Genomic DNA, 11837 nt, shown 5'->3' with positions numbered 1-11837 from the left:
AGAACGAACGAAGGGTCGTCTTTTTTATGAACTCTTGCGCACCCGCAGATACCACTCGCAGAGCAGGCGAACCTGCTTGGCCGTGTAGCCCTTCTCGACCATGCGGGTCACGAAGTCTTCGTGCTTCTTCTGTTCGTCGGCGCTGCTCTTGGTGTTGAAGCTGATCACCGGCAGGAGCTCTTCGGTGTTCGAGAACATCTTCTTCTCGATCACCGCGCGCAGCTTCTCGTAGCTGGTCCACGCCGGGTTGCGCCCCGCGTTGCCGGCCCGTGCGCGCAGCACGAAGTTGACGATCTCGTTGCGGAAGTCCTTCGGGTTGCCGATGCCGGCGGGCCGCTCGATTTTTTCGAGTTCGCCATTGAGCGAGGCGCGATCGAACACTTCGCCGGTGTCGACGTCGCGGAACTCCTGGTCCTGGATCCAGTAGTCGGCGTAGGTGACGTAGCGGTCGAAGATGTTCTGGCCGTACTCGCTGTAGCTCTCGAGGTAGGCGGTCTGGATCTCCTTGCCGATGAACTCGGCGTAGCGCGGCGCCAGCAGCTCCTTGATGTAGCTGATGTACTTCTGCTCGATCTCGGGCGCGAACTGCTCGCGCTCGATCTGCTGTTCGAGCACATACATCAGGTGCACCGGGTTCGCGGCCACTTCCGAGCTGTCGAAGTTGAAGACCTTCGAGATGATCTTGAAGGCGAAGCGCGTGGACACACCGCTCATGCCTTCGTCGACGCCCGCGTAGTCGCGGTACTCCTGGATCGACTTGGCCTTGGGGTCGGTATCTTTAAGGTTCTCGCCGTCGTACACCTGCATCTTGCTGAAGGTGCTGGAGTTCTCGGGCTCCTTCAGGCGCGTGAGCACCGAGAGCTGGGCCATCATGCGAAGCGTTCCGGGCGCGCAGGGTGCCTGGGCCAGCGACGAGTTGCGCACGAGCTTCTCGTAGATCTTGATTTCTTCCGAGGCGCGCAGGCAGTAGGGCACCTTGACGATGTAGATCCGGTCGAGGAAAGCCTCGTTGTTCTTGTTGTTGCGGAAGGCCTTCCACTCGCTCTCGTTGCTGTGCGCGAGCACGATGCCGTCGAACGGGATGGCGCCGAAGCCTTCGGTGCCCTTGAAGTTGCTTTCCTGCGTTGCCGTGAGCAAGGGGTGCAGCACCTTGATGGGCGCCTTGAACATTTCCACGAACTCCAGCAGGCCCTGGTTGGCCAGGCACAGGCCGCCGGAGTAGGCGTAGGCGTCCGGGTCGTCCTGGGCATAGGTTTCGAGCTTGCGGATGTCGACCTTGCCGACCAGCGAGGAAATGTCCTGGTTGTTCTCGTCGCCGGGCTCGGTCTTGGCGACGGCGATCTGCCGCAGCACCGACGGGAAGCGCTTGACGATCTTGAACTGGCGGATGTCGCCGCCGTACTCCTCGAGCCGCTTGACGGCCCAGGGCGAGAGAATTCGATTCAGGTACCGGCGGGGGATGCCGTATTCTTTTTCAAGGATCTCGCCGTCTTCGAGCGTGTCGAAGAGGCCGAGCGGGGATTCGTTCACCGGCGAGCCCTGGATGGCGTAGAAGGGCACGTGCTCCATCAACTGCTTCAGGCGTTCGGCGATCGAGCTCTTGCCGCCACCGACCGGGCCCAGCAGGTAAAGGATTTGCTTCTTTTCTTCCAGCCCCTGGGCTGCGTGTCGGAAATAGGACACTACCTGTTCTATGGCGTCTTCCATGCCATAGAACTCCTTGAACGCCGGATAGATCTTGATGACCTTGTTGGCGAAGATGCGCGAAAGACGGGGGTCGTTGCGCGTGTCGACCAGCTCCGGGTCGCCGATGGCCTTGAGCATGCGCTCGGAGGCAGTGGCGTAGGCCGTGGGGTCACGCTTGCAGATATCCAGGTAGTCCTGCAGCGAGATGACTTCCTCGCGGGTGCGCTCGTAGCGGGCGGCAAAGTTGCTGATCACATCCATGGTCACGCCTCCATCAAGTCAGTGGGCTTTTAGCCCGATGGCGTGCAGCAAAGGCCTTGCGCAACATTTAAAGGTGTGCCTGCCCATGGCTGCATGCCGCGGAAAACTCCCTTACAACAATCTGCTAACAATCAGCATAAAGCAAAGATTGAACCCGGCAAATCATTTGTTAATTCAGAACCACACGGACGAGTAAAGTTCAACGAAAAACAAGGAACAAATTTCCGGATTTCAGTTAAATTCAAAGGCTCGCTTTCCCAATTCTCCCCGGGTGAAAACACCTATGCCAAATGGCTATCGTCCGTTTTTGCCTTTTCTCCGGGAAAGCATCGCCTATTGAGCCTCGGGGCTCAAAAAAACGGGCGTCTCCTGCAATAACGCGCGGTCTGTCGTTTGGTTTATTGCACAGCCAAAAAAAATATAAAAGCAATCCTCGCGCCACTTTTTGATGGGCCGCTTGCGCGTGTTGGCGTGGGAAGGAAGCTTGGGCGCGGGTCGGCATGTACCGCAGAGGTGCAGGACGCACTGCCAATGTGCCTGCTACGGGCCTGGGAGGCCTGGATGCACCAGTCCGGCGACTCCAGCATGACAAAGGGCCGCTAAGCGGCCCTGGTTGGAGGTGGTGGCATCCACTGAAGTGAAGCCCCCGGCGTTACATATCTCAGATGGAGAACAGGTCCGACGTGTAACGCTGGCGCCGGATGAGGCAGGGATTCAGGCAGCTGGCCAGTCCCTGCACGCCTTTGGTGCTCACAAGCCAGCTCAGCTGAAGAATTCCTTCGCCTTGTCGAACCAGCCCTTGTCGGTCGGGCTGTGCTTCTCGCCGCCCTTCTTGAGCGACTCGTCGAGGTCCTTCAGCAGCTTGCGCTGGAACTCGGTGAGCTTCACCGGCGTCTCGACGCGCACGTGGCAGTAGAGGTCGCCGGGGTAGCTCGAGTTGACGCCCTTGATGCCCTTGCCGCGCAGGCGGAACTGCTTGCCGCTTTGCGTACCTTCGGGAATGTCGATGGCCGCCGCGCCCTTGAGCGTGGGCACGTTGATCTCGCCGCCCAGCGCCGCCGTGGTCATGCTCACGGGCACCACGCAGTGCAGGTTGTCGCCGTCGCGCTCGAAGATGTCGTGCTTCCTGAGCCGGATCTCGATGTACAGGTCGCCCGGCGGGCCGCCGTTGACGCCGGGCTCGCCGCTGCCGGTCACGCGCATGCGCTGGCCGTCGTCGATGCCTGCGCGGATCTTCACTTCGAGCGTCTTGTTGCGCTTGATCTTGCCCTGGCCGTGGCACACGGTGCAGGGCTCTGGAACGATCTTGCCGCTGCCGTGGCAGGTAGGGCAGGTCTGCTGCACGCTGAAGAAGCCCTGGCGCATCTGCACCGCGCCCGCGCCGTGGCAGGTCGTGCAGGTGATGGGCTTGGTGCCGGGCTTCGCGCCCGAGCCATGGCAGGTGTCGCACTCGTCCCAGGTGGGGATGCGGATCTCGGTGGTCTTGCCTTCTGCAGCCTCTTCGAGCGAGATCTCCATCGCGTAGCTCAGGTCGCTGCCGCGGAACACCTGGCGGCCGCTGCTGGTGCGGCCTCGGCCGCCGCCGCCGAACACGTCGCCGAAGATGTCGCCGAAGGCTTCCGCGAAACCGCCGAAGCCTTCGGCGCCCGGGCCGCCGCGCATGTTGGGGTCGACGCCGGCATGGCCGTACTGGTCGTAGGCCGCGCGCTTCTGTCCGTCGGACAGCATTTCGTAGGCTTCCTTCACCTCCTTGAACTTGGCCTCGGCCTCCTTCGAGGTGTCGCCGTGGTTGCGGTCGGGGTGGTGCTTCATCGCAAGCTTGCGATAAGCCTTCTTGATTTCTTCCTCGCTCGCGTTCTTGGGGACGCCGAGGGTTTCGTAGTAGTCGCGTTTGGTGGCCATGGCAGGTCGATCAGCAGATCAGGGAAGCAGCGGGAACTCGGGTAACTTGAAGCGAGAAAGGCTGGAGCACCTTTTCAGGTGTTCCAGCCTTGCTCAAGGGACTGAAGATCAGCCCTTCTTGACTTCCTTCACTTCGGCGTCGACCACGTTGTCGTCGGCCTGCGCGCTTGCAGCAGCTTCCGCGCCACCCGGGCCGGAGGCGGCCGAGGCGCCGGCCGCGGCCTGCGATTCGGCGTACATCTTCTCGCCCAGCTTCTGGCTTGCGGTCATCAGCGTGTTGGTCTTTTCCTCGATCGCGGTCTTGTCTTCACCCTTGAGGGCTTCTTCCAGGTCCTTGATCGCTGCTTCGATCGCGTCCTTCTCGGCGGCTTCGAGGCTTGCACCATGTTCGCCCAGCGACTTCTTCACGCTGTGCACCATTGCCTCGCCCTGGTTGCGCGCCTGCACGATTTCGAGCTTCTTCTTGTCGTCTTCGGCGTTGAGTTCGGCGTCCTTCACCATCTTCTGGATCTCGTCCTCGGACAGGCCCGAGCTCGCCTTGATGGTGATCTTGTTTTCCTTGCCGGTGCCCTTGTCCTTCGCGCCGACGTGCAGGATGCCGTTGGCGTCGATGTCGAAGCTCACCTCGATCTGCGGCGTGCCGCGCGATGCCGGCGGAATGCCTTCGAGATTGAATTCGCCGAGCGCCTTGTTGCCCGCGGCGATGTCGCGCTCGCCCTGGAACACCTTGATGGTCACGGCCGGCTGGTTGTCTTCGGCGGTCGAGAAGGTCTGCGCGAACTTAGTCGGGATCGTCGTGTTCTTGGCGATCATCTTCGTCATCACGCCGCCCATCGTTTCGATGCCCAGCGACAGCGGGGTCACGTCGAGAAGCAGCACGTCCTTGCGGTCGCCCGAGAGCACCTGGCCCTGGATGGCGGCGCCGACAGCCACGGCTTCGTCGGGGTTCACGTCCTTGCGCGGCTCCTTGCCGAAGAAGGCCTTCACCTTGTCCTGCACCTTGGGCATGCGGGTCATGCCGCCGACCAGAATCACGTCGTTGATGTCGCCCACGCTGATGCCGGCGTCCTTGATGGCCACGCGGCAGGGAGCGATGGTGCGCTCGATCAGCTCGTCGACCAGGCTTTCGAGCTTGGCGCGGGTGAGCTTGATGTTCAGGTGCTTCGGACCCGAGGCATCGGCCGTGATGTAGGGCAGGTTGATGTCGGTCTGCGCGCTGTTCGACAGTTCGATCTTGGCCTTTTCAGCGGCTTCCTTCAGGCGCTGCAGGGCCAGCACGTCCTTGCTCAGGTCGACGCCCTGGTCCTTTTTGAACTCGCCGATGATGTAGTCGATGATGCGCTGGTCGAAGTCTTCGCCGCCCAGGAAGGTGTCGCCGTTGGTCGACAGCACTTCGAACTGCTTCTCGCCGTCGACGTCGGCAATTTCGATGATCGACACGTCGAAGGTACCGCCGCCGAGGTCATACACGGCGATCTTGCGGTCGGCCTTGTCCTGCTTGTCGAGGCCGAAGGCCAGGGCGGCAGCGGTGGGCTCGTTGATGATGCGCTTGACGTCCAGGCCCGCGATGCGGCCGGCGTCCTTGGTGGCCTGGCGCTGGGCGTCGTTGAAGTAGGCCGGCACCGTGATCACGGCTTCGGTCACGGTTTCGCCGAGGTAGTCTTCGGCGGTCTTCTTCATCTTGCGCAGGATGTCGGCGCTGACCTGTTGCGGGGCCATCTTCTTGCCGCGCACTTCCACCCATGCGTCGCCGTTGTCGGCCTTGGCGATGGTGTAGGGCATCAGGTCGATGTCCTTCTGGACTTCCTTTTCCTCGAACTTGCGGCCGATCAGTCGCTTGATCGCGTACAGCGTGTTCTTGGGGTTGGTAACGGCCTGGCGCTTGGCCGAGGCACCGACCAGCACTTCACCGTCTTCCTGGTACGCGACGATCGACGGCGTGGTGCGCGCACCTTCCGAGTTCTCGATCACACGCGTGGTGTTGCCTTCCATGATCGACACGCACGAGTTGGTGGTGCCGAGGTCGATGCCGATGATCTTTGCCATGTTCTTTACTCCTGAAAGCCTGAAAAATATGTTGTTATGAACTTGTGGATAACCCGTCGCGATTCAAGGTATGAAGCGGGGATTTCCTGTGGGAATCTTGTGTGCTGGCGAATGCCGCGGATTACTTCGGCGCGCTGACCGTGACCAGCGCCGGGCGCAGCACGCGCTCGTTGATGGTGTAGCCCTTCTGCAGCACGCTCACCACGGTGTTCGGCTCCTGGTCGGCGGGCACCACCGAGATGGCCTGGTGCTGGTGCGGGTCGAACTTGGTGCCGGGTGCGGGGGCCACTTCGATCACCTTGTTGCGTTCGAGCGCGCTCTTGAGCTGGCGCAGCGTGGCTTCGGCGCCTTCGCGGATCTGCTCGGGGGTGGCGTCCTTGATGGCCAGGCCGGCTTCGAGGCTGTCGGTCACCGGCAGCAGGCTCTCGGCAAAGGCCTCGACGGCGAACTTGCGGGCCTTGGTGATCTCGTCGTCGGCGCGGCGACGGGCGTTCTGCACATCGGCCTGGGCGCGCAGGTACTGGTCGGCCAGTTCGGCATTCTTGGTCTGCAGGGCGGCGAGCTCGCCTTGTGCCACGGCCAGGGCGTCGAGCGCCTCGGCTTCGTTGGCGGCGTGCGCAGCCTCCAGTTCTTCGGGGCTTGGCTCGCCTTGCAGCATTTGAGAATTCTGTGCGGATTGTTGCGGGTCAGACATTTTTCAAAGAACCGGCGTGTGCCGGAAAACAAACGTTAGCCAGCCACATGGGGCTGGCCCAAAGCATTTCAAGCGAAAAAACGCGGCCAAAAGGGCCGCGGAGGCATGAAAAAGGCCCGGAATCGGGCCTTGGAGCCGTCGGCTCGAATGCTCAGTGTGCGTCCAGGAGCTCGACGTCGAACTTCAGGGTGGCGTTCGGGGGGATCACGCCGCCGGCGCCGCGGGCGCCATAGCCCAGCGATGCGGGAATGATCAGCGTGCGCTTGCCGCCGATCTTCATGCCGGCCACGCCTTCGTCCCAGCCCTTGATGACCTGGCCCGCGCCCAGCGAGAACGCGAACGGGTCGTTGCGGTCGCGGCTCGAATCGAACTTGGCGCCTTGCACGCCGTCGTTGTAGAGCCAGCCGGTGTAGTGCACGTGCACGTGCTGGCCAGCCTTGGCTTCGGCGCCGGTGCCGACTTCGGTGTCTTCGTATTGCAGGCCGGAGGGAGTGGTGGGCATGAGAAACGCTCCTTGCGTCGATGTGAGATCAGTGGATCGAAGGCGCGGAGTTTACCGATGCCGGGCAGGCAGGCCTGTGGTCCGTCAGCTCTGGCTGGTGTCGTCGGAAGGGGGCGCGGGTGTGGACGCAGGTGCCGCCACCGGGGCTGGAGCGGGTGCGGCCGCTGGAGAAACCGGCGCGGCGGGCGATGCGGCCGCTGCGGGTGCCGCTGCTTTCTTGAGTTGTCCCAGTTGCCATTTGCCGGCAAAGGCCTGCAGGTCGGAAAGGCGCTTGAGCAGGTCCTGGCCGCTGAGCGTGAGGCTGTAGCCGTCGCTGCCGTGGCCGACGATGCCGGCTTCGCGCAGTTCCTTGATGCGGGTGTTGAGCGTGTTGGGAGTGATGCTGCCCACGCTGTCCTGAAGCAAACGGAAGGTCTGCGCATGGCCGTCGCGCAGGGCCCAGAGCACGCGCAGCGCGTAGCGGGCTTCGAGCAGGGCGAGCAACTGGCTGACGGCTGCGTTTTCCTTGGTACTCATCGACATCATCTCCTCGAAGCGTTCTTGTGGTTGGTATGAACCGTCTCGTTGGCCGGCGACTATAGCGCAATCGATGGGGATGCTACTAGTTTTATAGCTGTCAGGGCATGCTGCATGCGGGTTGTGAGACAAACACTCACAAATTGGTGTAGTTGGCCATGGCTTCGCCCAGGCGGATCGCGCGGGTGGGCGACCAGTCCTGGTTGAAGGCCAGCGCAGGCGCCGGGAACAGCATGACGACCGTCGACCCGAGCAAGAAACGGCCCATCTCGTCGCCCTTGCGGATGTCGATCTGCTGGTCGGTGTAGTGCCACTCGCGCAGCTCGCCCACGCGCGGCGGATTGACCACGCCGTGCCATACGGTGGCCATGCTGCCGACGATGGTGGCGCCCACCAGCACCAGCACGAAGGGCCCATGCGCCGATTCGAAGACGCACACCACGCGCTCGTTGCGCGCGAACAGGCCGGGCACGCCGCGCGCCGTGGTGGGGTTCACCGAGAACAGGTCGCCCGGCACATGGATCATGCGCACAAGCCGCCCGTCGCAAGGCATGTGGATGCGGTGGTAGTCCTTGGGGCTCAGGTACAGCGTGGCGAAGCTGCCGTGCGCGAACTTCGCGGCCAGCGTAGCGTCGCCGCCGACCAGTGCGGTGGTCGTGTAGTTGTGGCCCTTGGCCTGGAAAATCTGGTCGCCCTGGATCGCGCCGAACTGGCTGATCGCGCCGTCTACCGGGCAGACCAGGTCGGCCTGCGCGAGCGGCCGCGCACCAGGCTTGAGTGCGCGCGTGAAGAACTGGTTGAAGCTCTTGTAGTGCTGGATGTCCGACTCGAGCGCCTCGCCCATGTCCACGCCGTACTTGGCCACGAAGCGCCGGATGATCCACGTCGTCACGGCGCCCCGTTCCTTGCCCGCAACCCAGCCGGCGAAATTGGTCAGTGCCTGCTTGGGGAACAGGTATTGGGGCAGTACGGCAGAGCGGTCGGACACGTGGGGAAGGCCTGGAATGCGGAATCGGAGGGGCATTCTATAAAGCGCTTCTTCCTCGGGGCGTAGGAAGCTTCCCTTGGTTCGCCCGGCCCGCAGTCAGCCGGTCAATCGGCCTTGATGCCTGCCGCCTTGATCACCTGCGCCCACTTCTCCACCTCGGCCTTCTGGAACGCCGCGATCTGCGTGGTGCTCAGGTCGGTCGGCCCCATGCCGAAGCCCTTGAGCTTGTCCTGCATCTCGGGCGTTGCGAGGATCTTGCGGATCTCGGTGTGCAGCTTGTCGACGACCGGTGCAGGCGTGCCCGCAGGCACGAAGATCGCCTGCCACGACACCACCTCGAAGTCTTGCAGGCCCGGCACGCCCGACTCGGCCACCGTCGGCACGTCGGGCATCGAGGCCAGGCGCTTCGACGATGTGACGGCAATCGCGCGCAGCTTGCCGCTCTGGATGTGCGGACCCGCGACCACCGTGGTGTCGAACATCATGTCGACCTGTCCGCCGATCACGTCCTGGATCGCCGGGCCGCTGCCCTTGTACGGAATGTGAGTGAACTTCACGCCCGACTTGAAGGCCAGCAGTTCCAGCGCCAGGTGCTGCGAAGTGCCCGTGCCGGCCGAGGCCGACGAGAGCCCGCCCGTCTTGGCCTTGCTGGCCGCGATCACGTCCTTCAGCGTCTTGTACGGGCTCGCCTGGTTCACCACCAGCACCACCGGGTTGGTGCCGATCAGCGTCACCGGCGCGAACGACTTCTGCGGGTCGTAGCCGATCTTCGGATACAGGCTCACGTTGATTGCGTGCGAGCTGATGGTGCCGCCGATCAGCGTGAAGCCATCCGGCGCCGCACGCGCGCCGACTTCCGAGCCAACGCTGCCGCCGGCGCCGCCCTTGTTGTCGATGATCACGCTGGTGCCCAGCACGGTGCCGAGCTTCTGCCCGATCAGTCGGCCCAGCACGTCGGTGGTGCCGCCCGCCGGAAAGGGCACGAGGTAGGTGATGGCCTTGCCCGTCGGCCAGTTGTTGCTGCTCTGCGCGAAGGCCACCGGAAGACCGGCGGCGAGCGAAGAGGCGAGGGCGGTGCGAATGAGTGTGCGGCGTTGCATGCGAAGGTCTCCTGTTGAAGTGTGGTGCGGTGCCCGTCAGGGCATGTCGACGATCTCGATCCAGTTCGGGTTCTTGCCCACGTCCAGGTGCTGGGGCTTGCCCAGCGCACCGGTGGCGACGTCGATGGCGTAGAGCGAGATGCCGTTCGACTCCTGCCCTGCGGCAATCAGGTAGCGGCCGGTGGCATCGATGGCGAAGCCGCGCGGTGTTTTCTCGGTCGGGGTCTGCCCGAGCGGCTGAAGCTGCCCCGTGGCGGCATCGACCTTGAATGTCGAGAGGGTGCTCGACGTGCGCTCCGACGCGTACAGGTAGCGCCCGTCGGGTGTCAGGTGCAGGTCGGCGGCCCAGGGCTTGCCGGTGAAGCCGGCGGGCAGCGTGGTCGTGCTCTGCTCGAGCTTGAGCGTGCCGCGCGCGGCATCCCACGCGAACACGTGCAGCGCCGCGTCGAGCTCGTCCAGCAGATAGACGTGCCGCTGCGCCTTGTCCCAGACGAAGTGGCGCGGGCCCGCCTTCGCGGCGGTGGTCGTCAGCGGCGGATCGTTGGGCGACAGCAATCCTTTCTCCGCATCGAAGCGCCAGCTCGACACGTTGTCGCCGCCGAGGCTGGTGGCGAGCACGAAGCGGTTGCTCGCGTCCGCATGGATCGCGTGCGCGTTGGGCCCGGTCTGGATCAGCTGGTGAATGGGGCCCACCGCGCCGTCCTTGCCGATGGCATTGACCGTGATCTTGCCGCCCTGATACGAGGCCGCGAAGAGCCATTTGCCGCTCGCGTCCAGGTCGATGTTGGCCATGCTGTCGGCCAGCGGCGCCTCGCCGAGCTTCTGCAGTTTTCCGGTGGCGCCGTCGATCGACAGCGCGGTCACGCGAAACGGCTGCGAGCGCAGTGCGGCATACAGCATGCGCTTGTCATGGCTCACCACCATCGGCATCACGGTGCCGCCGACGTTCAGCGTCTGAACGGGCTTGAGCGCGCCCTGGGTCCGATCGAGTTCGAGCACCGAGATTTCCTGGCTGTCGGCGTTCGACACATAGACCCAGGTCGCGGCCGAAGCCTGGCCGATGGCGGCCAGCCACAGCAGCGATGCGATGGTTGTTTTCTTCATGGCTGTGCGGCTCAGGGCTTGATGTTGAGCTTGGTGATGAGCTGCTTGAAGTACACGTTGTCCTTCGCCAGCGTTTCCTTGAACACAGCGCCGTCGGTGTAGACATAGCCGAGGTTCTGCTTGTCCATTACCTCGTGCATCAGCGGCTCGGCGGCGGTCTTCGCGGTGATCTCGCGCAGCTTCGCCATCACTTCGGGCGGCGTGTTCTTCGGCGCGCCGAGGCCGCGCCAGGTGCCGATCGACAGGTCGATGCCGCGCTCCTTGGCGGTAGGCACTTTCTCGAAGCCCTTCACGCGCTTGTCGGCCATCACCATCAGCACCTTGAGCTTGCCGCCCTGCACGTGCGTCGTCACTTCGGCCGGGCTCACCGCCACGGCTTCGATGTGGCCGCCGAGCAGCGCCAGCACGGCGGGTGCTGCGCCCTGGAACGGAATGTGGCCGAACTTGGCGCCGGTCTTGTCTTCCAGTGCTGCGGCAGCAAGGTGCCAGATCGAGCCGTTGCCCGAATTGCCCACGCGCACGCTCTCGGGTGATTTCTTCGCGGCGGCGAGGAATTCCTCGATGGTGTTCCACGGCGCGTCGGCCTTCACCGTGATCGCGGCCGGGTCGGCGTTGAGCTGTGCGATGGGCTGGAAGTCGTCGTAGTTGAACTTGGCCAGGCCCAGGTGCGGCAGCGTCAGCAGCTCGACCGTGAGCACCGCGAGCTTGTAGCCGTCGGGCTTGGCGTTGATCACTTCCGTCCAGCCGATGGCGCCGCCCGCGCCGGGGCGGTTGACGATCACGATGCTCTGCGAGATGTGCTTGCGGCTCGCTTCGGCGAACGCACGCGCCAGGCCGTCGGTGCCGCCGCCGGGCTGGTAGGGCACCAGCAGCTCGATCGTGCGGTTCGGAAAATCGGCCTGCGCCGCGGCCGGCGCGGCCAGCCCGAGCGAGAGCACGGCCGTGGCCGAGAGGGCGGCGATGCCGCGAAGAAGTTGGCTTCTCTTCATGATGTCTTTGTCTCCGTTGTTGATCTGATCCTTCAGCCCCGGGGGTGTT

At 63.7% G+C, this 11837-nt stretch carries 10 protein-coding genes; all 10 read right to left on the bottom strand.

The genetic code is table 11. The annotated features are described in order from the left end of the window. Positions 1 to 24: 24 nt before the first annotated feature. Entirely contained in the window at positions 25 to 1947 is a 1923-nt protein-coding gene (locus BLV60_RS05980) for a PrkA family serine protein kinase (RefSeq protein WP_093051862.1), read from the bottom strand. Positions 1948 to 2709: 762 nt separating this feature from the next. Further along, on the bottom strand, positions 2710 to 3849 hold the full coding sequence (gene dnaJ, locus BLV60_RS05975) for a molecular chaperone DnaJ (RefSeq protein WP_093051406.1): 1140 nt from the start codon (positions 3847 to 3849) through the stop codon (positions 2710 to 2712). Positions 3850 to 3957: 108 nt separating this feature from the next. Beyond that, positions 3958 to 5895, bottom strand: a complete 1938-nt coding sequence (gene dnaK, locus BLV60_RS05970) for a molecular chaperone DnaK (RefSeq protein WP_093051403.1) — start codon at positions 5893 to 5895, stop codon at positions 3958 to 3960. A 121-nt stretch (positions 5896 to 6016) separates the two neighbouring features. Next, positions 6017 to 6589 (bottom strand): nucleotide exchange factor GrpE, encoded by a 573-nt coding sequence (gene grpE / locus BLV60_RS05965; protein WP_093051400.1) that lies wholly within the window; start codon positions 6587 to 6589, stop codon positions 6017 to 6019. 151 nt (positions 6590 to 6740) lie between these two features. Beyond that, complete coding sequence (locus BLV60_RS05960) at positions 6741 to 7091, bottom strand: FKBP-type peptidyl-prolyl cis-trans isomerase (RefSeq protein WP_013540334.1); 351 nt, start codon at positions 7089 to 7091, stop codon at positions 6741 to 6743. Positions 7092 to 7175: 84 nt separating this feature from the next. After that, complete coding sequence (locus BLV60_RS05955; protein WP_093051859.1) at positions 7176 to 7607, bottom strand: winged helix-turn-helix transcriptional regulator; 432 nt, start codon at positions 7605 to 7607, stop codon at positions 7176 to 7178. A gap of 136 nt (positions 7608 to 7743) precedes the next feature. Continuing rightward, positions 7744 to 8595, bottom strand: coding sequence for an archaetidylserine decarboxylase (gene asd, locus BLV60_RS05950; RefSeq protein ID WP_093051397.1), 852 nt, complete (start codon positions 8593 to 8595; stop codon positions 7744 to 7746). Between the two features lie 104 nt (positions 8596 to 8699). Beyond that, positions 8700 to 9695 carry a Bug family tripartite tricarboxylate transporter substrate binding protein gene (locus BLV60_RS05945; RefSeq protein WP_093051394.1) on the bottom strand — a complete coding sequence of 332 codons (996 nt, stop codon included), beginning with the start codon at positions 9693 to 9695 and terminating at the stop codon, positions 8700 to 8702. Between the two features lie 36 nt (positions 9696 to 9731). Then, positions 9732 to 10799, bottom strand: a complete 1068-nt coding sequence (locus tag BLV60_RS05940; RefSeq protein ID WP_093051391.1) for a lactonase family protein — start codon at positions 10797 to 10799, stop codon at positions 9732 to 9734. 11 nt (positions 10800 to 10810) lie between these two features. Beyond that, a complete protein-coding gene (locus BLV60_RS05935) occupies positions 10811 to 11788 on the bottom strand; it encodes a Bug family tripartite tricarboxylate transporter substrate binding protein (RefSeq protein WP_093051388.1) in 978 nt (325 codons plus the stop codon). Positions 11789 to 11837: the final 49 nt, after the last annotated feature.

It is taken from the genome of Variovorax sp. YR634, from assembly GCF_900106655.1.
Lineage (GTDB): Bacteria > Pseudomonadota > Gammaproteobacteria > Burkholderiales > Burkholderiaceae_C > Variovorax.
Note: the sequence above shows the minus strand (reverse complement) of the source record. Positions and strands in the feature narration are given on the sequence as shown.